This window comes from Rhodobacter sp. NTK016B, assembly GCF_017303295.1.
Classification (GTDB): domain Bacteria; phylum Pseudomonadota; class Alphaproteobacteria; order Rhodobacterales; family Rhodobacteraceae; genus Pararhodobacter.
This window is the reverse complement of sequence record NZ_JAFKOK010000006.1, coordinates 196,213-220,478: the sequence shown is the minus strand read 5'-3', so window position 1 is coordinate 220,478 and position 24,266 is coordinate 196,213. Positions and strand designations below refer to the sequence as shown.

The following is a 24,266-nucleotide window of genomic DNA, read 5'->3' as shown; positions in this document are numbered from 1 at the left end:
CGGGGGGCAACAAGGACGGACAAACTCCATGACCGCACAAGCCGCTCCGCGCGAGGAATATGGCGCCGATTCCATCAAGGTTCTCAAAGGCCTGGATGCCGTGCGCAAGCGCCCGGGGATGTATATCGGTGACACTGACGACGGCTCGGGCCTGCACCACATGGTGTACGAGGTCGTCGATAACGGCATCGACGAAGCGCTGGCAGGGCATGCGACCTCGGTTCACGTCAAGATTCACGCCGATTCCAGCGTCTCGGTGCGCGATAACGGGCGCGGCATTCCGACCGATATCCACGCTGAAGAGGGCGTCTCGGCGGCCGAGGTCATCATGACCCAGCTGCATGCCGGCGGGAAGTTCGACCAGAACAGCTATAAGGTGTCGGGCGGTCTGCACGGCGTCGGCGTTTCGGTGGTGAACGCGCTCAGCGACTGGCTGGAACTGCGCATCTGGCGCGGCGGCAAGGAATGGAAAGCGCGCTTCGAAAAGGGCGAGACGGTCGAGCACCTGACCGAGGTGGGTCCGGCGAAAGAGGGCGAAAAGGGCACCGAGGTTCGGTTCCTGGCCTCGGCGAAGACCAATCACCCGGAAGGCACGTTCAGCAATCTGGACTTCGTCTTCAAGACGCTGGAGAACCGCCTGCGCGAGTTGGCCTTCCTCAACAGCGGCGTGCATATCGTCGTCGAGGACGAGCGCCCCGCCGATCCGCTGAAAACTGAGTTCTGCTATGAGGGTGGCGTGCGCGAATTCGTGCGCTTCCTCGACCGATCGAAACAGCCGGTCATGCCCGAGCCCATCTTCATTGAGGGCGAGAAGGACGGCATCGGCGTCGAAGTGGCGATGTGGTGGAACGACAGCTACCACGAGAATGTGCTGCCCTTCACCAACAACATCCCGCAGCGTGACGGCGGCACGCATATGGCGGGCTTCCGCGGCGCGCTGACCCGCACCATTACCCGCTACGCGCAGGAAAGCGGCATCGCCAAGAAGGAAAAGATCGCCTTTTCCGGCGACGACGCGCGCGAGGGGCTGACCTGCGTGCTGTCGGTGAAAGTGCCCGATCCGAAATTCAGCTCGCAGACCAAGGACAAGCTGGTCTCGTCCGAGGTACGTCCGGCGGTCGAGAATCTGGTCAACGAAAAGCTGTCGGAATGGTTCGAGGAAAATCCCGGCCCGGCGCGGCAGATCGTCGGCAAGATCATCGAGGCGGCGCTGGCCCGCGAAGCCGCCCGCAAGGCCCGCGACCTGACCCGGCGCAAGACAGCGCTGGACGTGGCCTCGCTTCCCGGCAAATTGGCCGATTGTCAGGAACGCGATCCCGCCAAGTCGGAACTGTTTCTGGTCGAGGGTGACTCGGCCGGTGGTTCGGCCAAACAGGGTCGGTCGCGCCAGAATCAGGCGGTTCTGCCGCTTCGGGGCAAGATCCTGAACGTCGAGCGCGCGCGCTTCGACCGGATGCTCAGCAGTCAGGAAATCGGCACGCTGATCACCGCGATGGGCACCGGGATCGGCCGCGACGAATTCGATCTGAAGAAGCTGCGCTACCACAAGATCGTCATCATGACCGACGCCGATGTCGACGGCGCCCACATTCGCACGCTGCTGCTGACCTTCTTCTTCCGGCAGATGCCTGAACTGATCGAGGCGGGGCATCTGTATATCGCGCAGCCGCCGCTCTACAAAGTGTCGCGCGGCAAGTCCGAAGTATACCTGAAGGACGTGCCGGCGCTGGAAGATTACCTGATCCAGCAAGGGATTGACGGCGCGGTGCTGCGGCTGAAGACCGGCGAAGAGCTGGCCGGGCAGGACCTGTACCGCGTGGTCGAGGCCGCGCGCGCCTTCAAGCGGGTGCTCGATGCCTTCCCGACGCATTACCCGCGCAACATTCTGGAACAGGCGGCGATCGCCGGGGCCTTCGATCCGGGCAAGGTCGATTCCGATCTGCAGGCGGTGGCCGACAATGTCGCCGCGCGGCTGGACATGGTCGCCAAGGAATACGAGCGCGGCTGGACTGGGCGCATCACGCAGGATCACGGCATCAAGCTGTCGCGCATCCTGCGCGGGGTCGAAGAGATCCGCACGCTCGATGGCGCGGTGCTGCGCTCGGGCGAGGCGCGGCGTCTGGCGCGCGTGTCCGAAGAATCGCGCCATGTCTACCGCGATGCCTCGTCGCTGGTACGGCGTGAGCGTCATCAGAACATCTATGGCCCGACCGACCTGCTCAACGCGATGCTGGAAGAGGGCGAGCGCGGGCTGTCGCTGCAGCGCTACAAGGGTCTGGGCGAGATGAACCCCAACCAGCTCTGGGAAACCACGCTGGACCCCGATGCCCGCACCTTGCTGCAGGTGAAGGTCGACGACGTGGCCGAGGCCGATGACATCTTCTCGAAGCTGATGGGCGACATCGTCGAACCGCGCCGGGAATTCATCCAGAAGAACGCGCTGAGCGTCGAGAATCTCGACGCCTGATCGCCAGGACCACGAACAATCCGAAAGCGGCGTGGTCTCTCGCGCCGCTTTTTCTTTGCGCCATTCACCTTTCGTGCAGCAGGTCCAGAAACAGGCCGGCGGCGCGGCTTTGATGGCGGGCCCGATGGCGCACGGCGTGGAACAGCCGCTCGGGAAAAGCGAAGGGCGCGGCACGGATATGGCCGCGATCCAGATGCGGCGCGGCCGCGAGCGCTGACAGCACGGTTGCCCCATGGCCGGTTTCAACGGCGGCGATGCAGGCCTCGTTCGACGGCAGTTCCAGCACCGGGCGGATCGGCGCGATGCCCTGATCCTGCATGGCCTCATCGAACTGAGCGCGGGTGCCCGAACCCGGCTCTCGCAGCACCCAGTCGCCCCGCGCAAGCTCCGCCGCCGTCAGACCCGACGCGCGTTGCCACGCATGGTCGGGCGCGGTCAGCAGGACCAGCCGGTCGCCGCCGATCATCTCGGTCTCGAAATCGGCGCCGTCGATCCGACCCTCGACCAGCCCCAGATCCGCCTCGCCCGCGCGCAAGGCGGCCAGGACCTGTGCAGTGTTGCCCTGCCGGAAGCTCAGCGCAATGCCGGGATGACGCGCGCGAAATCGCATCAGGTGGCGCGGCAGCACATAGCTGGCGACGGTCTGGCTGGCCTGCAGACGCAGGCTGCCGGTCTCGCCCCCGCGCAGATCGGCCAGCCAGCGCGCTGCGTCCTCGACCCGGCGCATCACCTCTTCGGCGCGGGGCAGAAATCCGCGCCCGGCCTCGTTCAGCGCGATACCGCGTCCGACCCGGTCGAAAAGCGGAACGCCATGCTGCGTTTCCAGAGCCGACAGCGCCGCGCTGACCGCCGATTGCGTCAGATTGAGCTGCTTGGCGGCACGGGTGACATGCTCGAGCCGCGCCACGGCAAGGAAGATGCGCAATTGCTCCAGCGTCATAAGCGGCCCTTTCAATCAGTTACCGCGATCATTTCATGAAAAACATTCGGTTGGAATGGTTTTTCGCCGCGCGCTATCCTCCCTTCATCGCCCGCCACGCCCCGGGCCACGGAGTCCCGATGATCGCCACCCTTCCGCTCGCCACCCGCAAAAGCCTGATCCCCCTGTTGCCCGGACTGGTCCTGGTGGCCGGGGTGACGGCCCTCGCCTTCGTGCTGCGCCTGCTGCCGGGGCTGAACGCGCTGAGCCCGGTCATCGTGGCGATCCTTCTGGGCATGGCGTTGAGCAATCTGCGCGCGCCTGCCGAGGCCGCGCAGCCCGGTATCGCCTTTGCGGGCAAGGGGTTGATGCGCGCCGCCGTGGCCCTGCTGGGCGCCCAGATCACGCTGGGCGATCTGGGCGCCTTCGGGATCGGCGGTGGACTGGCGGTGCTGGCGGCCGTGGCGATCACCCTTCCCGTCAGCCACGCAGTCGGGCGACGTCTGGGCGTTGCGCCCGATCTGTCGCTGCTGATCGCCACAGGCAGCGCGGTCTGCGGAGCCTCGGCCATTGCCGGGGCGAACGGCGTGATCCGCGCCCGTGACGAGGTCGTCAGCTATGCCGTGGCGACGATCACCCTGTGGGGCACGATCGGGCTGTTCGCAGTGCCGCTGGCCTCGGGCCTTCTGGGCCTGACGCCGGTCCAATCCGGGCTGTGGGCCGGTCTGTCGCTGCACGAGGTGGCGCAGGCGGTCGGCGCTGGATTCGCGGGGGGCGAGGTTTCGGGGCAGGCGGCGCTGGCGATGAAACTGGGCCGGGTACTGATGCTGGCGGGCGTCGTCGCGGTGCTGGCGCGCGGCCATCGCGGCGAAGCGCGCGGACAGGGCGCGGGCGTGCCGGGTTTCCTTTGGGTTTTCATGGCGCTGGTGGTGCTGAACACGCTCGGGATGCTGGCCGAGCCGCTGCGCATGGCCTCGGCGCAGATCACGCCGGTCTTGCTGGCTGCGGCGCTGGCCGGGCTGGGGCTGAACACCCGCTTCGCCCGCCTGCGCGCGCTGGGGCTGGCCCCGCTGGTGCAAAGCGGTGCGGCTTTCGCGATGATCGCCGCGCTGGGGCTGGGCGCCGCGCTTTGGATCGGCTGAGCCGCGCCACCGCCCGACGCTTGCAAAACGCCTGACTTCGGGGCAGTGCAGGGGCGCGCGGCATGGTTGACGCGCTCGGGGCGAGGGATGGACCGGCGAATGCAGGCGGAAAGAGCCGCGCGATGATCGAACTGCGCGATGTCACCCATCGCTATGGCGAGCGCGTGGTCCTGCGCGACTTGTCCCTGCGGCTGGAAGAACGGCGCGTCGCGGTGATCGGCGGCAACGGTTCCGGCAAATCCTCGTTCGCGCGGCTGCTCAACGGGTTGCAGCTGCCCAGCGCCGGACAGGTTCTGATCGACGGCCTCGACACCCGCAGCGACGGCAAGGCAGTGCGCCGCCGCGTGGGCTTCGTGTTTCAGAACCCCGACAACCAGATCGTCTTTCCCGTGGTCGAGGAAGACCTCGCCTTCGGACTGAAGAACCTGCGCCTGCCGCGCGACGAGATCCGCGCGCGGGTCGATGCGGCGCTGGCGCGTTACGACCTGACCGAGCTTCGCGAGCATCCCGCGCATCTGCTGTCGGGCGGGCAGAAACAGCTTCTGGCGATTGCCGGTGTGATGGCGATGGAGCCCGCGCATATCGTGTTTGACGAACCCACCACGCTGTTGGACCTGCGCAACAAGCGCCGGGTCGCCCGCGCCATCGCCGAGCTGCCGCAGAACGTGGTGATGATCTCGCACGATCTGGAATTGCTGCGCGATTTCGACCGCGTCATTGTGCTGGACGAAGGCCGCATCGTCGCAGACGACCGGCCCGGTCCGGCGATCGATTTCTATGAAAGGCGCATGGCGTGATCCTGTCGGATTACCTCCCCGGCACCGGCCTGTTGTGGCGCTTACCGCCCGGTATCAAGCTGTTGGCGCTGGCCGCTCTGGGCACGCTTTTGCTGGCTGTGCCCCTGCTGGATCTGGCGGCGATTACCTTTGTCGCCGTGATCGCGCTTTATCTGGGCTCGGGTCTGGGCTGGCGGGTGATCTGGGGCATTCTTCGGCCCATGCTGCTGATCCTTGCCATCGTCGCGGGCGCACAATGGTGGCTGTTCGACGCGCTGTCGGCGCTGATGGTGGCGTTGCGGCTGGCGGCCCTGCTGCTGTTCGCGTCGCTGGTGACGCTGACGACGCGGGCCTCGGACATGATCGCCGCGCTGGAGCGGGCGCTGTTCTGGCTGCGTCCGCTCAGGGTGAACCCGGCCAAGGTCAGCCTTGCACTGTCGCTTGCCTTGCGCTTCATCCCCGTTCTGGGCTCGATCACCGCCGAGGTGCGCGAGGCCCAGCGCGCCCGAGGGTTGGAACGCAGCGTGATCGCCACCGCCGTTCCGGTCATCGTGCGCCTGCTGAAGATGGCCGATGATATCGCCGACGCGATCGAAGCGCGCGGCTATGACCCCGGCAATGAGACGTCCCGCTCGACAGGAGAGACCCGACCATGACCACCCGTGAGATCGTCCATATCGCGCTGTTCGCCGCGCTGACCGCCGCGCTGGGTCTTTTCCCGCCGCTCACCCTGCCCGCCGTCGGTGTCGCCATCACCGCGCAAAGCATGGGCCCGATGCTGGCCGGGGCGCTGGTCGGCGCGAAACGCGGCGGGCTGGCGCTGGCGCTGTTCTATGTGCTGGTCGCCGTGGGTATGCCGCTTCTGGCCGGCGGGCGGGGCGGCATGGGCGTTCTGCTGGGCGCCTCTGGCGGGTTCGTGCTGGCATGGCCGCTTGCGGCTTTTGCCATCGGCTGGGCCTATCAGCGCGCGCGCTTCAATCCCGGACTGCCGGGCGAGGTGGCGATTCTGGTGATCTTCGGCATCGGACTGGTCTATCTGATCGGTGTGCCGTGGATCTCGGCGGTTGCGGGGCTCAGCCTGTGGCAAGCGCTTGTCGGCTCGATCGGCTTCATTCCCGGCGATCTGGTCAAGATCGCGGTGGTGATCGCCATCACCCGAACCGTGCGCCGCGCCTATCCTGCCTTGTCTCAGGGCCGGTAAGAGCGCCAAGAAAGAAAGGCTGGTTCGCGCTTCGGGGTGCGCTATCTGTCTGACAGGCGGGCCGCAGGCGCGCCCGCCCTTCCCTTGCCATACGGGATCCAGATGAAGCGCCGCACCCTTCTTCGAACCGCTGCCGGACTTGCAGGCGTCACCGCCGCCGGGGGCGCGACCACAATCGTCCGGCGGGGGCGCAACCGCTATTACGACGGCCCCGAAAGCGACCATTTCGACGGCGTGCGGTTTTTCAATCCCGACGGGTCGAGCCCCAAGGGCCTTACCGATGCGTTGCGCTGGCGTTTTGGCCCCAAACCCGCCGAATGGCCCGACTCGATCCCGATGATCCGCCCGGCCGTGCCCGCTGAGCGTGTACAGGACCTGACCATCACCATGGTCGGCCACGCAACACTGCTGATCCAGATGCAGGGGCTGAACATCCTGACCGATCCGGTCTGGTCCGACCGCGTCTCGCCGGTATCCTTTGCCGGGCCGAAACGGGTTATCGCGCCCGGCATCGCCTTTTCCGATCTTCCGCCCATCGACCTGATCGTGCTGTCGCATTGCCACTACGATCATCTCGACCTCGCCACGCTGCACCGGCTGAAAGAGGCGCATGATCCGCATGTCATCACGCCCCTGGGCAACGATACGATCATCGCCGGAACCGGGCTGCGGAGCGAGGTGATGGATTGGGGGGACGAGACCACGTTCGGCCCGCTGGGCGTGCATTGCCTGCCCTGCCATCACTGGAGCGCGCGCGGCGTGACCGACCGGTCGATGGCGCTGTGGGCGGCGTTCATGCTGACCGCGCCCGGCGGGGCCGTGCATTTCATCGGCGATACCGGCTTCGATCAGGGCCGCCCCTATCAGGGGCTCGAGCGTTTCGGCCCGATCCGCGCGGCGATCCTGCCGATCGGCGCCTATGATCCGCGCTGGTTCATGGCCGATCAGCATCAGGACCCGGACGAGGCGGTGCAGGGCTTCCTCGCCTCGGGGGCGGTTCATGCGGTGGGCCATCACTGGGGCACGATCCAGTTGACGAACGAGGCCCGCGACGAACCCCGGGACCGGCTGGCCGAGGTGCTGGACCGCCACGCGGTCGACCCCGCCCGCTTCCGCGCAATGGAGCCCGCAGAGGTCTGGGAAATCCCGGCGCTGTAAGCGCGGCTGTGGGTAGCCATGCCAACGGTTTTGGTGAACACTCCCGCTGTTGATCGTTGTCCAGAGGGAGGAATGGATGTCGAGACTCACACGGATCGCGGTGGCGTCGCTTGCCATGCTCGCAGCCCTGCCCGCTCAGGCACAGGATATGGATGCCGACGCGCGCTGCGCCGCTGCCATGGATCTTGCCGTCGACGGCGTGCGGCTGACCGAAGCCAGCTATAGCGCGGCGGGCGAGGATTCGCCCACCGATCATTGCATCCTGCGCGGCGTGATGGCCGAACGCACCGGCGCCGATGGTCAGCCCTATGCGCTGCGCTTCGAGCTGCGCCTGCCCGATGACTGGTCCGGGCGCTTCCTGCACCAGTTCAACGGCGGCGCAGATGGAGAGGTCGTCCCGGCCCTTGGCGGCGGCGCCGGAACCGGCAGCGTTTCGGCGCTGGGGCGCGGCTTTGCCGTGGTCAGCTCGGATGCCGGGCATGACGGCGCGGGACGGCCCGATCTGGGATTGGCGGGTGCCACGGCGTTCGGGCACGATTTCGAGGCGCGGCGCATGTATGGCTATGGCGCGGTCGAGACGCTGCAACCCGCCGCGATGGCCCTGACCGAAGCCTATTACGGCGAGGCCCCGCATCACGTCTACGGCTACGGCCGCTCGAACGGCGGGCGTCACGGTCTGGTTCAGGCCGAGCGCATGCCCGGTGCTTTCGACGGCATTCTGGCGGGGTATCCCGGTTTCAACCTGCCGCGCACCGGTCTGCAGAGCGCGCTGGACATCCAGATCTTCCTGTCGCTGGGCGGCACGCTGGCCGACGCCTTCAGCCGCGAGGATCTGACCGTCGTCGCGCAATCGATCCTGAATGCCTGCGACGCGCTGGACGGGCTGGAGGACGGCGTCGTCAACGCGCTGATGGAATGCCAGCAGGAATTCGACCCTCAGGTCATGGTCTGCGCCGAGGGGCAGAACAGCGACTGCCTGAGCGCCGAGCAGGTTGACGTGCTGGTGACCAGACATGCCGGGCCGATCAGCGCCGAGGGCGAGCAGCTTTACAACAGCTGGTACTGGGATCCGGGCATTGCCTCGGGCAATTGGCGGTTCTGGAATCTGGAAAGCCCGATCCCGCCATGGGACCACCACCCGCTGATCGCCACGATGGCGGCGGGCGCGACGGCGCAGATCTTTTCGACTCCACCGAACGATGTGGGGGGTTCGCCGCAGGATCTGCTGGATTTCATGGCCAATTTCGACATCGAGGCGGGCAGTCAGGCAATCTTCGCGCGGACCGGCGATTTCCCCGAAAGCGCGATGTCGCTGATCGCGGTGCCGAATGTGGATGACCCCTCGCTCGACGCTTTCGAGGCCGAGAACGGGCGGCTGATCATCTTCCACGGCGCGGCGGACTCGGTGTTTTCGGTCAAGGATACGATCGACTATGTCGGGCGTGTGCAGGCCAACAACCCCGAGGCCGACGACTTCCTGCGCCTCTATCTGGTGCCCGGCATGCCGCATGGTCCGGGCGGCAACTCGGCCAGCCAGTTCGATCTGCTCGACGCGCTGGTGGCCTGGGTCGAAGAGGGCGAGGCGCCCGGCACGCTGGACGCGGCCTTCCCCGAAGACGATGCCGAATCGGCGGCGAATGCGGGACGGACCCGGCCGCTCTGCGTCTATCCGCAGGTCGCCCATTATGTCGGTGACGATCCCGCTGTCGCGACCAGCTTCGAATGCCGCTGAGACGACAGGCGTATTAACGAAAACAGGCGCCCCGATCCGGGGCGCCTGTGTCGTTTCCGGGCAGCTTCAGCCCACCTAAATCACCCGACCGAGGCCAGTACGTCGCCGCGTTCATGCGGGGCTTCGAAATCCAGAATCGGCCCGATCGGGATGATCCGGTGCGGATTGATCGTATCGTGGCTGTAATGATAGTGGCGCGTGATGTGGTCCATGAAGACCGTCCCCGCCACGCCCGGCACCTGATACAACGCGCGCGTGTAATCCCACAGGTTAGGATAGTCGACGATGCGCCGGCGGTTGCACTTGAAGTGACCGTGATAGACCGCGTCGAACCGCACCAGCGTGGTGAACAGACGCCAGTCAGCCTCGGTCACGCGGTCGCCCATCAGGAAGCGGTTTTCCGACAGCCGCTCTTCCAGCCAGTCGAGCGAGTCGAACAGCGGGTGGACGGCCTCTTCATACGCCTCTTGCGAGGTGGCAAAGCCGGATTTGTAGACGCCGTTATTGACCGTGTCGTAGATCCGCGCATTGACCGGCTCGATCGCCTCACGCAGGTCTTCGGGCCAGAAATCCAGCGTGTTGCCGGTTATTTCGTTGAAAGCCGAATTAAACATGCGGATGATTTCCGAGCTTTCGTTCGACACGATGGTCGCGCGTTCCTTGTCCCACAGGATCGGCACCGTCACGCGCCCGGTCATCAGCGGATCGGCGCGGGTATAGACCTGATGCAGATAGTCGAAATCGAACAGGGTATCGCCCGTCGCGCCGGGAAAATCGTCCCGCAATTCCCAGCCGTTGGACAGCATGTCGGGATGCACGACCGAGACGTCGATGTGATCTTCGAGCCCCTTGAGGCTGCGGAAGATCAGCGCCCGGTGCGCCCACGGACAGGCATAGGACACATACAGATGGTAGCGCCCGCTTTCAGCCTTGAAACCGCCCTCGCCCGACGGCCCGGCCGAGCCGTCCGCCGTGACCCAGTTGCGCCAGCTTGCTTCACTGCGTTGGAATTTTCCGCCGGTACTTTCGGTGTCGTACCATTCGTCATGCCAGCGGCCGTCGACAAGTCTACCCATCACTCTATCTCCTTTTGAGTAAAGGTGGGTGTTCACAGCAGATGGTCAATCAAACACTGGGGATGCGCCCTGCGCAGCGTCTGTGCAGGGTCACACACCCGGAAAAAAACCGCGCTGCCACATATCGGTAACTTGTTTTTCGTATGGTTGACGACAAGGATGCCAGGCATCGGGAATCGGGAGGTCCGGTCATGTTCGAGTTTTTGCCAGAGGACGTGCTCAAAGGTCTGCACGCCGCGCAGGCGCGCGACAAGCGCAAGGGCTCGCGGCTGTCGGTTCATGTCGGCGACGACGTCTTTCCGATCCTGCGCCTTTGGGAGACGGGCTTTGCCGTCGACGCCGAGCGCATTCCGCCGCTGCGGGGCTTCGTCGATATCTATGACGGCCCGCGCCATATCAGTCAGGCGCTGATCATTGCCGTAGAAGACGAGAACGGCGAAATGCGCTACGAGTTCAAGCGCGAAACCACGATCACCGACAGGCCGGTGCGCGACTATGCCATCGACCGGCCCGAACATGGCGGCTTCCTGCCCAGCCCGGCCTGATCAGCAACCGCCACATTTCGGAAATATCCGAATAAAAAAGGGCCCGTCACCGGGCCCTTGTTCGTTTACGCGCGTCTGTCCGCTTACTGCAGATCACCAAAGGCGGCGGCAAGGCGCGACACGGCTTCTTGCACCTGCGCGCGCGGCGTGGCGATGTTGAAGCGCATGAAGGTTTCGCCGCCGGTGCCGAAGGTCGAGCCGTGATTGACCGCGATCCGGGCCTCGGATTCGATCCGGCGGATCACCTCGGCGCTGTCCATCCCCGTTCCCGAGAAATCGACCCAGGCCAGATAGGTCGCTTCGAGCGGCATCGAGCGCAGGCCGGGGATCCGGTTGACCGCGTCGTCGAAAAGCTGCCGGTTGCCATCGAGATAGGTCATCAATTCATCGACCCAGGCCGCGCCCTCGGGGGTATAGGCGGCAGTCTCCATCCGCAGACCGAACGAGCCGGGCGACATGCCCAGCCCCATCATCGTCTCGCCGAAGGCTTCGCGCAGCGCGGGATCGGGAATGATGACGTTGCCGTTATGGGCGCCGGCAATGTTGAAGGTCTTGGTCGGCGCGGTCATCATCACCAGCCGGTCCAGCATGTCGGGCAGCGCGTTGATCGCGGGGGTATGGGTCTGGCCGGGAAAGACGAGGTCGCAGTGAATCTCGTCCGAGACCAGCAGCAGGTCATGCGCCTCGCAGAACGCGCCCAGCGCCTTGAGCTCGGCATCGCTCCAGCAGCGGCCACCGGGATTATGCGGCGACGAGATCACCACCATCTTCTCGTTGCCGGTCAGGCGTTTGGCGGCGTCCTCGAAGTCCATCTCGTAGCGGCCGTCGCGGAAGGCAAGCGGGCATTCCGTGACGGTGCGACCGGCCGCTTTGATGATCTTGGCGAAGACATGGTAGACAGGCGTGAACAGCACGACGCCGTCGCCCTTCTGGGTCCAGGTATGGATGCACAGCGCGGTGCCATTCACCAACCCGTGGGTGGTGAAGATCCATTCCGGTTCGACATGCCAGCCGTGGCGGTTGCTCATCCACCAATCGATCGACGCCTTGTAGGACGCATCGTCGCCGAAATAGCCGAACACCCCGTGGTCGATCATCGCCTGCAATTCGCGTGTGACCGAAGCTGGCGGGCGGAAATCCATATCCGCGACCCACATCGGGATCCCGTCTTCGGGAGAGACGCCGAACATCGGCTCCATCATGTCCCATTTTGCCGAATGCGTTCCGCGTCGGTCGATGATTTCGTCGAAGTTCATCAGGCTCTCCTTAACATGTGTGGTAGAATGCCGCCGCGAACGGCAGGATCAACCCCACAAATGACGCGGCGCGGGGCAATACCCCAAGGTTGCAGCCGGTTTGTCGCATCGGCGCCGTTGCGCGACGCCCGAGGATCGCCTAGATCAGCGAAATGAGCCTGAGATCCATCCTTCTGCACCCCGATTCCCGCCTGAAAAAGGTCTGCGATCCGATCGACAGCGTCACGCCCGAGATCGGCAAGCTGGCCGAGGACATGCTGGAAACCATGTACGAGGCGCCGGGCATCGGTCTGGCCGCGCCGCAGATCGGCGTGATGCAGCGCCTGTTCGTGATGGATTGCGTCAAGGACGAGGACACGGCGCAGCAGCCGATGGTACTGATCAATCCCGAGATCCTATGGACCTCGGAAGAGCGTAAAAGCTACGAAGAAGGCTGCCTGTCGATTCCCGATCAATTCGCCGAAGTGTCGCGCCCGGCCTCGGTGCGGATGCGGTGGCTGGGGCTCGACGGCAAGACCCATGAGGAAGAATTCGATCAGCTGTGGGCGACCTGCGCGCAGCACGAGCTGGACCATCTGAACGGCAAGCTGTTCATCGATTATCTGGGGCCGATGAAACGGCAGATGATCACCCGCAAGATGGAAAAGCTGAAACGCGACCGCGCGCGGGGCTGACCCGGCGCAGGGCGTGACATCTGCGCAATGGACGGACATGCCCGGCGGTGATAGCGCCTTGGGACATGCCCGTGAAATCCCTTATCCAGTATCCCGACGCGCGGCTCGGCCGGGTGTCACGCGCGATCACCGAGGTGGACGATACGCTCCGCTCTCTGGCGCGTGACCTTCTCGATACGATGTATGCCTGTGGGGCCGGCTCGCTGTCGGCGCCGCAGATCGGTGGAACAAGCCGGGTTCTGGTGATCGACGACGACTGGCAGCGGCGGGGGCGGGATCCGAGGATCTGCGTCAATCCGGCGATCATGGAAAGCGCGCAATCGCTGGTCGTCAATCAAGAGCATTGCCTGTCCATCCCCGAACTGACCGCGTGGATCGCACGGCCCGACTGGATCGTGCTGCGCTGGCTCGATCTTGACGGCTTGCAGCATACTGAGCTGTTGTCCGATTTCGACGGGATCGCGGCGCAGCACGGGCTGGACCTTCTGGACGGAAGGCTGTTGATAGACCGCATGGATGCCGTGAGCCGCGACGCGGCCGAGGCGCAGCTATCGAAACTGAGGATGCGATGATCCGACCCTGCCTGCCATGGCCCGACCGCCGCCTGCGCAGCCCGGCCGAGCCGGTCGAGGCCATCACCGACGAGATCCGCGCGATCTGGGACGACATGATCGACACGATGGAAGCGATGCCCGGCGTGGGCCTTGCCGCCGTGCAGATCGGCGTGATGAAGCGGCTTGCGGTGGTCGATGCCTCGGAAGCGCGCGGACAGGCGGTGCGGATGGCCAATCCCGAGGTGCTGCATGCCTCGGTCCAGCTGCGCGCGCATGACGAGGCCAGCCCTAATCTGCCCGGCGTCCACGCCCGGATCGAGCGGCCTCGTGCGGTGACGGTGCGCTTTCTCAACGCGGATGGCGAGATTGAGGAGCGCGATTTCGTCGGGCTCTGGGCGACCTCGGTCCAGCATCAGATCGACCATCTGAACGGGCGGATGTATTTCGACCGGCTCAGCAAGGTGAAGCGCGACATGCTGTTGCGCAAGGCAAAGAAGGCGCAAGGCTGACCCAGCCCTGTTGCACCGACCGCCGGTCCTTGTGTAGCTGAACCCCGCGCCGGATCATTCCGGCCCACAGGCAGGTCAGGAGCTATCGGATGCGCGTCATCTTCATGGGAACCCCGGATTTCTCGGTGCCGGTGCTGGAGGCGCTTCACGCCGAGCACGAGGTGATCTGCGTCTATTGCCAGCCGCCCCGCCGTGCCGGACGCGGCAAGCAGGAGCGCCCCACGCCGGTCCATGCCCGCGCGCTGGAACTGGGGCTGGAGGTACGCCATCCGGTCTCGCTGAAAGGCGCGAACGAACAGGCGGCTTTCGCCGCGCTCGGGGCCGATGTCGCGGTGGTCGTGGCCTATGGGCTGATCCTGCCGCAGCCGGTTCTGGATGCTCCCAAGCATGGCTGCCTGAACATCCACGCCTCGCTTCTGCCGCGATGGCGGGGGGCTGCGCCCATCCACCGGGCAATCATGGCGGGCGATGCCGAGACGGGCGTGTGCATCATGCAGATGGAGGCGGGGCTCGATACCGGGCCAGTGCTGCTGCGGGAAACGACGCCCATCGGCGCCACGGAAACCACCGAAGTGCTGCACGACCGGCTGTCAGCAATGGGCGCGCGGCTGATCGGCGCGGCGCTGGCGCAGATCGACCGGCTGACACCCGAGCCGCAGCCCGAGGACGGCGTCACCTATGCCGCCAAGATCGACAAGGCCGAGGCGCGCATCGACTGGACCCAGCCCGCCGAGGCCGTGGCGCGCAAGATCCGCGGCCTGTCGCCCTTTCCGGGCGCATGGTGCGAGACGCCGGGCGGGCGGTTGAAGCTGCTGGGCGCGGCGCCGGTGAGCGAATCAGGCATCCCCGGCACGCTGCTGCACGACATGACCGTGGCCTGCGGCGTGGGCGCTGTCGCCATCGACCGCGCCCAGCGCGAGGGCAAACGGGTGATGGAGCCCGGCGAATTGCGGCGCGGGGTTGATTGGGCCGACGGGGTGTCGTTCACCTGAACACGGCGCCCGGATCGCGCCAGCGGCAGCGCGGGCTGCCGCCGGCGCAAAGGGTCAGGGGCGCAGATAGGCCCAGCCTTGTTGTTGCAGTTCCATCAGATGGACGGCGCCCGACGGCACGACCTCAGCCTCGGACAGCAGCGGGACTTCATGCCCGGCCTGCCGTGTCATGCCCTGCAGCGTGTTGTTACAGGCCGAGAAAGCCAGCGTCTCGTATTCGAGCGACATCTGCGCGATGCGGTCGGCAACGGGCGAGGTATCGGCGCGCAGCATGTGCAGGCCCGGGCCATAGGTGACGATCTCGACCGCGACCTCTTCGCCCTGATCGTGGTAATAGCTGATGATATTGGCAGCATTGTTCAGCGCCATGTTCATCCGCGCCGGGTCGTTTTCATCGACATGAATGGCGACGCGATTCGCCTCGGCCATCGCGGCCATCGGCGCGAGGGCGGTCAGCACGGCAAGCGCGGCGGCGCGCAGGGATCTCTTGAGCATTCGGTTCCTCCCTTGGTGGCGCGCGTCCTCCCAAACGCGCGGGGCCTTGGCCCGTGGGCAGCATGCGACACTTCGCCACAATACGCAATCATATGCATGTACGAATGAAAAGACGGCCCCCGAAGGGACCGCCGATACTCGTTACGCAAGGGACGGGGTTATTCGGCCGGAACGGCGGCCACAGCGCGCGGGGCGCCGAAATGGCGGCGGTTCAGGGTGAAGACCAGCGCGATCATCGCGGCCTGCACGATCAGGGCGATGGCGATGAAGCCCCAATAAGCCGGCGAGAACTTGTCGACCAGATGGGTGGCGACCAGCCCCTTGTGGATGAAGAACTGCATCAGCACCACGAAACCGACACCAGGGCAGACCAGCGCATAGCTCATGACCGAGGTTTCACGGCCCCAGATGAAGCGCTTGCCGTAATTGTGGCGGGCAAGGATCAGCCAGCCGAACAGCGCGAAGACAAGCTGGATCGACACCATGCGGGCGAGGAAGGTGAAGGTTTCGGCGGCGGCGGCATGGGCTTCGAAATGGACGCCCAGACCGTGCGACTGACGCATCATCAGGATACCGAGGATCGTCATCAGCGGGATCAGGATCATCAGCGTCGGCGCGGTTTCGGCATTCGTGCCGTGATCCAGCATCGAGCGGATCCCGAGGATCAGCGCCACACTGGCGATCAGCAGCACCGTCACCATCAAGAAGGTCGACGCAAAGATCGACAGCCCGACCACGGCGGGATTGGTGCTCATCGCCGCCGGAGCGGCCATGCCGACGCCGATCATCGCGAAGGCGAAGGCGGGCAGGATCTGGCCGAAGCTGTTATTGGCAGCATGGTTGAACCCGCCCTCGACCTTGATGCGGGCGATGAAGTGGCCATAGGTGCGGAACGCGTGGATCGCGATCCCCGCGAAAGCCACAAGCGCCAGCGGGAACAGGTATTCGACTGCGTTCCACAGGCCCGGAACGAAGACGAGCCCCGCGATGAACAGCCCGTTGACGGACATGGCCAGCGCCAGCGGCATCGCCATGAGCTGGCTCTGCGCGTTGGTTTTCAGGAAGGCGCGATAGGCCTCGGTCCGCGACCAGGCGCGGAAATGCGTCAGGTTCCAGACCAGCGATTTCAGGTTGAGGAAGACGAACAGCGCGATGCCGGCCCAAGCGCCCACGATCATCGCCTGCATCAGCGTGTCGCCGGACTGGAACGCGGCCATGATGTCTTCGAAGACGGGCACGGTCTTTCCGGGATGCGGCACCCAGAACATCAGCCACATGAAAAAGGTCACCGACAATCCGCCCGCGCCCAGCGAGGACAGGAAATACATCGGTGAATAGGTGTCGGAGGGGCGGGAAGGGGTCATCTGTCGGCTCCATACATTCACTTTACGGAATGCATCTAACATTCCGTTTTTGGAATGTGAAGGGCCTGATTGTCGCAGGTGCAACGGTTCGATGCGCGGATCAGAGAAACCGGCGATAGGTGATCGAGGTCGGTCTGTCGTAACCCTTATGCGCAGTGCGCCCGATCTCAGCAAAGCCCATCGCCTGAAACGCCGCCTGATTCGCCGTCAGCTCCACCCGCGTCTGCAGCGTGACCGAGGGGCGGCTCAGCGCCCGGGCGCGCGCCACGGCGTGATCGACCATGACCCGCGCCAGCCCCTGCCCGCGATGCGACGCCGCCACGGCCAGCTTGCCCAGATACAGCGTATCGCCCTTGTCCGTCAGGATCATGCAGGCGACGGGGCCGGGGTCCAGAACCCAGAGCTCTTGCGCGCGGGCCTCGGCCGCAAGGTCGGCGATGGTCATCCGGCCCAGCGACGAGGGCGGGTCGATCACCGCGTCCATATAGGCGAAAGCCTGCGTCAGCAGCGCGTGGACCGGTTTCATGTCCTCATCCGGGGACACCCGGCGCGGGACCGGCGTCACAGCCTGCGCGCCATGAAGACCGACGCCGGGCTTTCGGGGTAATCGCCGAACGGGCCACAGACGACAAAGCCATGGCGGGCATAAAGCCCCATCGCCTCGGTATTGCGCGGACCGGTTTCCAGCTTGAGCGCGGGCAGGCCCAGCGCGCGGCCTTCGTCGATCAGCCGGGCCATCAATGCCTTGGCGGCGCCATGGCCGCGCGCGTCGGGGTCCACATACATCGACTTGATCTCGCCATAGCCGGACCTCAGCGCCAGCGCGGCGGTGCCGACCGGCTTGCCGTCAAGGCGCGCGGTGAAAAAGCGGATATCGGGCATGCACAGCGCATCGATGGACAGGAAATGGTTGTCCTCGGGGTCGTAGAGGCTTTGCAGATAGGCATGCGAGGCCTGCAATAGCGCGGCCACCGCCGGATCGCGCGGGGTATCGGGGGAAATCGTGACAGCCATCCGGGACCTCTTTTCCCCACACCCTAGAATGCTCGATGTGTGGCGACAATGCCCCAACATCTTGTGGATATCCGTGCAACCTCAGCAAGATCCGGCAGGGTTTCTTGACACTCGGTAAGGCTGTGCAAAGACTGGATAGACAGAGCAGAGACAGGACTTCACCCCTTGCATTTCACCCGCCTGCGCCTGAACGGGTTCAAGAGCTTCGTGGATCCCACCGAACTGGTGATCCGCGAAGGGCTGACCGGCGTTGTCGGGCCGAATGGCTGCGGCAAGTCGAACCTTCTCGAGGCCCTGCGCTGGGTCATGGGGGAAAACCGGCCCACGGCGATGCGCGGTTCGGGGATGGAAGACGTGGTCTTTGCCGGGACCAAGTCGCGCAGCGCGCGGGCCTTTGCCGAAGTGGCGCTCAGCCTCGACAATTCCGACCGGCTGGCGCCCGCAGGCTTCAACGACAGCGACGCGCTGGACGTGACGCGGCGCATCACCCGCGACGCGGGGTCGGCCTACAAGGTCAACGGCAAGGATGTGCGCGCGCGCGACGTGCAGATGCTGTTCGCCGATGCCTCGACCGGGGCGCATTCGCCCGCGCTGGTGCGGCAGGGACAGATTTCGGAACTCATCAACGCCAAGCCCAAGGCGCGCCGGCGGATCCTCGAAGAGGCCGCCGGCATCTCGGGGCTTTATCAGCGCCGGCACGAGGCCGAGCTGCGGCTCAACGCGACCGAGACCAATCTCGAACGCGTGGGCGATACGGTCGATCAGCTGGCCCAGCAGCTGACGGTGCTGAACCGGCAGGCCAAGCAGGCGGCGCGGTATCGCGAAATCGGCACCTCGCTGCGCAAGAACGAAGGGATGATCCTGTACAAGCGCTGGCGCGAAGCCGCGCAGGCCCGGGCCGAGGTGCAATCGGCTCTGGCCGAAGCCGTCACGCAGGCCGCCGCCGCCGAACGCGCCGCGCGCGAAGCCCGCGCCGAGCGCGAGGGGCGAGAGGATGCGCTGCCGCCCCTGCGCGAAGAGGAATCGATCGCCGGCGCCATCCTGCAGCGCCTGCATGTTCAGCGCGATACGTTGAGCGATCAGGAAAACCGTGCGCGCGAGGCGGTGCAGACCCTGATGGCGCGGATCGAGCAGCTCAGGCTCGACGCTCAGCGCGAGGCCGGTCTGGCCGCCGATGCCGACGAGTCCATCGAGCGGCTGCAATGGGAAGAGGAACAGCTTGCCCGGGCGTCCGAAGGCTATGACGAGAAACTGGCCGAAGCGGTCGAAGCCGCGCATGAGGCCTCGGACGTTCTGGCCGATGTCGAGGCGCATCTGACCGAGGCGACCGAGGATGTCGCCCGCCTGTCCGCGCGCCACCAATCGCTGACCCGGCAGGCCGCCGATGCCCGCGCCGAGGGTGACAAGGCTTCCGCAGGCGCCCAGCGCGCCGCCGACGAAGCCGCGCAGGCTGAAACCAATCTGGAAGCCGCCGAAGCCGAGCAGGACGCCGCGCGCGAAGCGCTGGAAGCCGCGCAGGACATGCTGGACGCCGCCGAAGAAGCGCTGGCCGATGCTGAAGCCGCCCGCGCCGAGGCGCAGGCCGCCGAGGTCGAAGCCCGCGCCGCCCGCGCCGGGGCCGAGGGCGAGGTTTCAGCCCTGTCCGCCGAGCTGACCGCGCTGCAGCGGCTCATCGACCGCGACAAGGATCAGGCGGGCGGCATCCTTGACAAGCTGCGCGTGGCGCCGGGCTTCGAACACGCGCTGGGCGCCGCTTTGGGCGACGATCTGCGCGCGGCTCCGGCCGAGGCGGGTTCGGGCTGGCGCGCGCTGCCGGGCTATGACGACACGGCGCCGCTGCCCGCGGGCGTCGACCCGCTCGCCGCCAAGGTGACCGCCCCCGCCGAGCTGGCCCGTCGCCTGTCGCAGATCGGCCTTACCGACGCCGCGCGGGCCGAGGCCCTGCATGCCGATCTGCGCCCCGGTCAGCGGCTGGTGACGATCGAGGGCGATCTGTGGCGCTGGGACGGGTTGATGCAACGCGGCGAGGATGCGCCCTCGGCCGCTGCGATCCGCCTGACGCAGCGCAACCGGCTGGATGCCCTGCGCGCCGAACTGGATGAAGCCGAGGAACGTCAGGACAACGCGCGCGAGACGCATGAAGAGCTGCAATCGGAACTCGCCCAGCGGACCGAGGCCGACCGCATGGCGCGCGATGCCCGCCGCGCCGCCGAACAGCGCCTGACCGAAGCCACCCGCGCGCAGTCCCGCGCCGAAGCCGCCGCAAGCCTTGCACAGTCGAAACGCGAAAGCGCCGGGCTGACGCTGGAACGGATGCAGGCCGAGGCCGAGGACGCGCAGTCGCGCCGCGCCGAGGCCGAAGAGGCGCTGTCAGAGCTCGAGGATATCGACGCCGCGCGCGGCGCGCTGGAAACCATCCGCACCCGTGTCGAGGCCGCGCGTGTGGCGATGCTGTCGCGCCGGGCCGCACAGGAAGAGATCCGCCGTGAAGGTGCGGCGCGGCGCACCCGCTCGCAAGAAGTGGCACGCGATATCCAGAGCTGGACCGCGCGTAAGACCAACGCCGCCGAGCGCATCGCCGATCTTGAGCGCCGCGCCGACGACGCGCAGGACGAACTCTCGGAAGCGAATGCCGCGCCCGAGGAAATCCTTGCCCGCCGCGAAGAGCTTTCCGAAGCGATTGCCGAGGCCGAGGAACGCCGCACCGCCGCCGTCGAGGCGCTGCTCTCGGCGGAAAGCGCGCTGCGCGCCGCGCAGGAGACCGAACGCACCACCGAACGCGCCGCCGGTGAATCGCGCGAAGCCCGCGCCCGCGCCGAGGCCCGTGTCGATGCGGCAGGCGAAGCGGTCACGCTGGCCGCCAACCGCATCGCTGACGAGCTGGACGCGACCCCGCAAGGGCTGCTGAACCAACTGGGCATCGCCTCAGACGACATCCCCGATTCGACCACGCTGGAAACCGAGATCGCCCGCCTGCGCCGGGCCCGCGACGCGCTGGGCGCGGTCAATCTGCGCGCCGAGGAAGACGCGCGACAGGTCGAGGAAGAGCACGGCACGCTGGTAACGGAAAAGGCCGATCTGGAAGCCGCCGTGGCGAAGCTGCGCGGCGGCATCGCCGCGCTCAACCGCGAGGGACGCGAGCGGCTGCTGGCCGCCTTCGATCAGGTCCACGCCAATTTCGCCACGCTGTTCACCCATCTGTTCAACGGGGGCGAGGCGCGGCTGGTTCTGGTGGAATCCGACGATCCGCTGGAAGCCGGGTTGGAAATCCTGTGCCAGCCACCGGGCAAGAAGCTGGCCTCGCTGAGCCTGTTGTCGGGGGGCGAGCAGACGCTGACCGCGCTGGCGCTGATCTTCGGCGTGTTTCTGGCCAACCCGGCGCCGATCTGCGTTCTCGACGAGGTGGACGCACCGCTCGACGACGCCAACGTCGTGCGGTTCTGCGAGCTGCTGGACGAGATGACCCGCCGCACCGAGACGCGCTTCCTGATCATCACCCACAACGCGCTGACCATGGCGCGGATGGACCGGCTGTTCGGCGTGACCATGGCCGAACAGGGCGTGAGCCAGCTGGTGAGCGTGAACCTCAAGGACGCCGAGTCGCTGGTGGCGTAGCGGGCGGGGGGCTGTCTGCCCCTCTCTTTGGCTACGCCAAATTCACCCCCCGAGGATATTTCCGGATTAAAGATGCGGCGGGTTCAGCCTTCGGGAACGAAGCTGGTGAACCGGGCCTGCTGCGCGATCAGGACCGCCTGCGTTCGGCTTTGCACCCCGAGTTTGCGCATGATCGCGGTGACATGCGCCTTGACCGTCGTTTCGGCGATCGAGAGTTCGAAGGCGATCTGTTTGTTGAGCCGTCCTTGGCACAGAAGGTCGAGGATGCGCGCCTGCTGACGGGTAAGCTGGGCGAGGCGCGCGACGCTGTCGGCGGCCTCGTCCCCTGCTGCCTGCTGCGCGGTTTCGGGCAGCCAGATCTCGCCCCGGGCCAGCGCATCGAGCGCGGCGCGGAAGCTGTCGCGCCCGGAATGCTTGGGCACGAAACCGCGCGCGCCGGCGGCGATGGTGGCCTGAACCAGCCGGGGCTCGGTCATCGACGAGACCACCAGCACCGGCAGGTCGGGATGCGCGGCACGCAGCCGCAACAGCCCGTCGAGCCCGTCGATATCCGGGAGGTCGAGATCGAGCAGCAGCAGGTCGGGCGGCGGTGCCGTGTCGAGCCGGGCCAGCGCGTCAGTCAGGGAATGCGCGGTGTCGATCTCGATCACGCCGGATACCGCGCGCAGGGTAAGCGCGAGTGCGTCGCAAAACAGCGGGTGGTCATCGACGATCAGCGCGCGGGCGAAACCGCGGGCGCGGTTGTGATCCGGGCTCTGGGGCACGATTGGCGAGGCTGCGGCCATGGCGATCTCCGTGTTCGGTTGTGAGAATAGCAGCCGCGGCGCCGTCCCGGAACCGCCACCAAGGTGTCGGGCCTGAAGACCGCCGTTGCGACCAAGGTCTCACAGACCAAAGCCTGCTTTCGCCTTCCGCGTGGCTGGCCTATCCTGCGCCGCGAGAGGGAGGCACATGTCATGCAGATGAAAGATACCCGCACGATCGCAGCGCCGGTTCCGGTGGTCTGGGCCGCTTTGCAGAGCCCCGACGTGCTGAAAGATGCCGTTTCCGGTTGCCAGGAGCTGACCGGCAATCCCGAGGACGGGTTCGAGGCGACGGTTGTGCAGAAGGTCGGTCCGGTGAAGGCCACGTTCAAGGGCGTGGTCAGCTTTGCCGATGTGGTCGAAGGCCAGAGCCTGACGCTGATCGGCGAAGGCAAGGGCGGCGCGGCGGGCTTTGCCAAGGGCGAGGCGCATGTGTCGCTGGAAGCCGTGACACTGGAGAGTGGCGCCGAGGGCACCGTGCTGAGCTACGAGGTCGACGCCAAGGTGGGCGGCAAGCTGGCGCAGCTGGGCAGCCGCATCATCGACGGTTTCGCGCGCAAGATGGCGGATGATTTCTTCGACCGCTTCACCGACGCGGTGGAAGGGCCGAAACCCGACGAGGCGGCTGCGGAGGCCGAAGAGAGCGAGGACGCGCCGCGCAAGGGCTGGTTCCGCAAGCTGACCGGCGGGTAAACCCCGTACTGCAAGGGGCTGAGCGCTTGCGCTCAGCCGTTCTCGCGCAGGATGCCGCCCGCAAGATAGAGCGAGCCGCAGATCAGCACGCGAGCATGCGGCGTGGCGCTTGTGATCGTGTCCAGCGCCGCCTGCACATCCTCGGCAAAATGCGCGGCAAGCCCGGCCTCGGTCGCGGCTTTCGCCGTGGCCTCGGCCGTCAGGGTCGCCGTTTCACCGGGGATGGACACCGCATAGAGCGCCTCGGCATGGCCGGCGAGCGGGCGCATGAAACCGCCGATATCCTTGGTGTTGAGCATCCCGCAGATCAGCCAGGTCGGGCGCGGCGGCAGCCGGTCAAGCGTGGCGGCAATCGCGGTTCCCGCAGCCGGGTTGTGGCCGCCGTCGAGCCATAGCTCAGCCTCGGGCGCGCTGTCGGGCAGCGGCCCTTCGCGCAGGCGCTGCATCCGGGCGGGCCATTGGGCCTGCGTCACCGCCGCCTCGCAGGCATCGGCATCGAAGCCCAGCGCGCGCAAGGCGGCCAGAGCGGCGCCAGCATTCTGGATCTGATGCGGGCCGGGCAGGTTCGGCAGCGCCAAGTCGAGAAGCCCGTTTTCATCCTGAAACACCAGCGAACCGGCATCTTCGAAGCAATGCCAGTGCTGCCCGAAGCCAAGAACCGGTGCGCCAAGCGCGGCTGCGCGGGCCTCGATCACGTCGAGAGCCGCGTCTTCCTGCGGGCCGACCACGCAGGGCACGCCGCGTTTGATGATCCCGGCCTTTTCGCCCGCGATCTCGGCCAGCGTATCACCCAGAAATTGCTGATGGTCGATCGACACCGGCGTGATGATCGTCAGCGCGGGCTTGGCTACGACATTGGTGGCATCGAGCCGCCCGCCAAGCCCCACTTCGAGCAGCAGGAAGTCCGCTGGCACGCGCGAAAAGGCGAGGATGGCGGCGACGGTGGTGATCTCGAAATAGGTGATCGGTGTGCCGCCATTGACGGCGTAGCACTCGTCGAGCACCTCGGTCAGCGCTTCCTCGGTGATCAGCGAGCCGGCGATCCGGATGCGTTCGTGAAACCGCGCCAGATGCGGCGAGGTATAGGCATGAACGCGCTTGCCCGCCGCTTCCAGACCGGCGCGGATCATCGCCTGTGTCGATCCCTTGCCGTTGGTTCCGGCGATATGGATCACCGGCGGCAGGTCGTTTTGCGGATTGCCCAGCTTGTCGAGCAGCGCCCAGACGCGGTCAAGCGTCAGGTCGATGATCTTCGGATGCAGCGCCATCATCCGCTCGAGG

At 66.3% G+C, this 24,266-nt stretch carries 23 protein-coding genes; 14 read left to right on the top strand and 9 right to left on the bottom strand.

Going from position 1 to position 24,266, the window contains the following annotated elements:
* Window positions 1-28: 28 nt before the first annotated feature.
* Window positions 29-2,467: a DNA topoisomerase (ATP-hydrolyzing) subunit B gene (gene gyrB, locus JI664_RS10060; protein WP_207013604.1), complete on the top strand. Its 2,439-nt coding sequence runs from the start codon at window positions 29-31 to the stop codon at window positions 2,465-2,467.
* Between the two features lie 64 nt (window positions 2,468-2,531).
* Here the strand turns inward: gyrB and JI664_RS10055 are convergent, their stop codons facing one another.
* Window positions 2,532-3,407 carry a LysR family transcriptional regulator gene (locus JI664_RS10055; protein ID WP_207013603.1) on the bottom strand — a complete coding sequence of 292 codons (876 nt, stop codon included), beginning with the start codon at window positions 3,405-3,407 and terminating at the stop codon, window positions 2,532-2,534.
* 119 nt (window positions 3,408-3,526) lie between these two features.
* On the opposite strand from JI664_RS10055, the gene JI664_RS10050 reads away from it, so the two are divergent.
* The 6 genes from JI664_RS10050 to JI664_RS10025 all read left to right on the top strand — a co-directional run bounded on the left by JI664_RS10050 (window position 3,527) and on the right by JI664_RS10025 (window position 9,395).
* Complete coding sequence (locus tag JI664_RS10050) at window positions 3,527-4,528, top strand: YeiH family protein (protein WP_207013602.1); 1,002 nt, start codon at window positions 3,527-3,529, stop codon at window positions 4,526-4,528.
* A 62-nt stretch (window positions 4,529-4,590) separates the two neighbouring features.
* Window positions 4,591-5,325: an energy-coupling factor ABC transporter ATP-binding protein gene (locus JI664_RS10045; protein WP_349768712.1), complete on the top strand. Its 735-nt coding sequence runs from the start codon at window positions 4,591-4,593 to the stop codon at window positions 5,323-5,325.
* Window positions 5,322-5,960: an energy-coupling factor transporter transmembrane component T family protein gene (locus tag JI664_RS10040; protein WP_349768711.1), complete on the top strand. Its 639-nt coding sequence runs from the start codon at window positions 5,322-5,324 to the stop codon at window positions 5,958-5,960. Before JI664_RS10045 ends, JI664_RS10040 begins: the two co-directional genes overlap by 4 nt.
* Window positions 5,957-6,505 carry a biotin transporter BioY gene (locus JI664_RS10035; protein ID WP_207013601.1) on the top strand — a complete coding sequence of 183 codons (549 nt, stop codon included), beginning with the start codon at window positions 5,957-5,959 and terminating at the stop codon, window positions 6,503-6,505. Before JI664_RS10040 ends, JI664_RS10035 begins: the two co-directional genes overlap by 4 nt.
* A 102-nt stretch (window positions 6,506-6,607) precedes the next feature.
* Window positions 6,608-7,663: an MBL fold metallo-hydrolase gene (locus tag JI664_RS10030; RefSeq protein ID WP_207013600.1), complete on the top strand. Its 1,056-nt coding sequence runs from the start codon at window positions 6,608-6,610 to the stop codon at window positions 7,661-7,663.
* Between the two features lie 76 nt (window positions 7,664-7,739).
* On the top strand, window positions 7,740-9,395 hold the full coding sequence (locus JI664_RS10025; protein ID WP_207013599.1) for a tannase/feruloyl esterase family alpha/beta hydrolase: 1,656 nt from the start codon (window positions 7,740-7,742) through the stop codon (window positions 9,393-9,395).
* 80 nt (window positions 9,396-9,475) lie between these two features.
* Here the strand turns inward: JI664_RS10025 and JI664_RS10020 are convergent, their stop codons facing one another.
* Window positions 9,476-10,471: a glutathione S-transferase family protein gene (locus tag JI664_RS10020; protein ID WP_207013598.1), complete on the bottom strand. Its 996-nt coding sequence runs from the start codon at window positions 10,469-10,471 to the stop codon at window positions 9,476-9,478.
* Window positions 10,472-10,662: 191 nt separating this feature from the next.
* Between JI664_RS10020 and JI664_RS10015 the strand changes: the two genes are divergently transcribed.
* A complete protein-coding gene (locus JI664_RS10015) occupies window positions 10,663-11,016 on the top strand; it encodes a hypothetical protein (protein ID WP_207013597.1) in 354 nt (117 codons plus the stop codon).
* An 83-nt stretch (window positions 11,017-11,099) separates the two neighbouring features.
* Here JI664_RS10015 and JI664_RS10010 read toward each other — a convergent pair whose 3' ends face one another.
* A complete protein-coding gene (locus JI664_RS10010) occupies window positions 11,100-12,272 on the bottom strand; it encodes a MalY/PatB family protein (protein WP_207013596.1) in 1,173 nt (390 codons plus the stop codon).
* Between the two features lie 152 nt (window positions 12,273-12,424).
* On the opposite strand from JI664_RS10010, the gene def (JI664_RS10005) reads away from it, so the two are divergent.
* The 4 genes from def (JI664_RS10005) (at window position 12,425) to fmt (ending at window position 15,001) form a co-directional block, all read left to right on the top strand.
* Window positions 12,425-12,946, top strand: coding sequence for a peptide deformylase (def, locus tag JI664_RS10005; protein ID WP_207013595.1), 522 nt, complete (start codon window positions 12,425-12,427; stop codon window positions 12,944-12,946).
* A gap of 71 nt (window positions 12,947-13,017) precedes the next feature.
* Entirely contained in the window at window positions 13,018-13,518 is a 501-nt protein-coding gene (locus tag JI664_RS10000) for a peptide deformylase (protein ID WP_207013594.1), read from the top strand.
* Complete coding sequence (gene def / locus JI664_RS09995; RefSeq protein ID WP_207013593.1) at window positions 13,515-14,009, top strand: peptide deformylase; 495 nt, start codon at window positions 13,515-13,517, stop codon at window positions 14,007-14,009. The genes JI664_RS10000 and def (JI664_RS09995) overlap by 4 nt, the downstream gene beginning before the upstream one ends.
* A gap of 89 nt (window positions 14,010-14,098) precedes the next feature.
* The gene (gene fmt, locus JI664_RS09990; protein WP_207013592.1) at window positions 14,099-15,001 is read left to right on the top strand and encodes a methionyl-tRNA formyltransferase; all 903 of its coding nucleotides are present in this window, start codon (window positions 14,099-14,101) and stop codon (window positions 14,999-15,001) included.
* Window positions 15,002-15,055: 54 nt separating this feature from the next.
* On the opposite strand, the gene JI664_RS09985 is transcribed toward fmt, so the two are convergent.
* From JI664_RS09985 to JI664_RS09970, 4 genes are all read right to left on the bottom strand, one after another.
* Window positions 15,056-15,496 carry a DsrE family protein gene (locus JI664_RS09985; protein ID WP_207013591.1) on the bottom strand — a complete coding sequence of 147 codons (441 nt, stop codon included), beginning with the start codon at window positions 15,494-15,496 and terminating at the stop codon, window positions 15,056-15,058.
* 158 nt (window positions 15,497-15,654) lie between these two features.
* Entirely contained in the window at window positions 15,655-16,860 is a 1,206-nt protein-coding gene (locus JI664_RS09980) for a TsoY family (seleno)protein (RefSeq protein ID WP_207013590.1), read from the bottom strand.
* 100 nt (window positions 16,861-16,960) lie between these two features.
* Complete coding sequence (locus JI664_RS09975; RefSeq protein ID WP_207013589.1) at window positions 16,961-17,386, bottom strand: GNAT family N-acetyltransferase; 426 nt, start codon at window positions 17,384-17,386, stop codon at window positions 16,961-16,963.
* 35 nt (window positions 17,387-17,421) lie between these two features.
* Complete coding sequence (locus JI664_RS09970; RefSeq protein WP_207013588.1) at window positions 17,422-17,874, bottom strand: GNAT family N-acetyltransferase; 453 nt, start codon at window positions 17,872-17,874, stop codon at window positions 17,422-17,424.
* Window positions 17,875-18,039: 165 nt separating this feature from the next.
* Here JI664_RS09970 and JI664_RS09965 point away from each other — a divergent pair, with 165 nt between their 5' ends.
* The gene (locus JI664_RS09965) at window positions 18,040-21,489 is read left to right on the top strand and encodes a chromosome segregation SMC family protein (RefSeq protein WP_207013587.1); all 3,450 of its coding nucleotides are present in this window, start codon (window positions 18,040-18,042) and stop codon (window positions 21,487-21,489) included.
* A gap of 83 nt (window positions 21,490-21,572) precedes the next feature.
* Here JI664_RS09965 and JI664_RS09960 read toward each other — a convergent pair whose 3' ends face one another.
* The gene (locus tag JI664_RS09960; protein WP_207013586.1) at window positions 21,573-22,274 is read right to left on the bottom strand and encodes a response regulator transcription factor; all 702 of its coding nucleotides are present in this window, start codon (window positions 22,272-22,274) and stop codon (window positions 21,573-21,575) included.
* 171 nt (window positions 22,275-22,445) lie between these two features.
* Between JI664_RS09960 and JI664_RS09955 the strand changes: the two genes are divergently transcribed.
* Complete coding sequence (locus JI664_RS09955; RefSeq protein ID WP_207013585.1) at window positions 22,446-22,985, top strand: CoxG family protein; 540 nt, start codon at window positions 22,446-22,448, stop codon at window positions 22,983-22,985.
* A 32-nt stretch (window positions 22,986-23,017) separates the two neighbouring features.
* Here the strand turns inward: JI664_RS09955 and JI664_RS09950 are convergent, their stop codons facing one another.
* Window positions 23,018-24,256 (bottom strand): bifunctional folylpolyglutamate synthase/dihydrofolate synthase, encoded by a 1,239-nt coding sequence (locus tag JI664_RS09950; RefSeq protein WP_207013655.1) that lies wholly within the window; start codon window positions 24,254-24,256, stop codon window positions 23,018-23,020.
* Window positions 24,257-24,266: the final 10 nt, after the last annotated feature.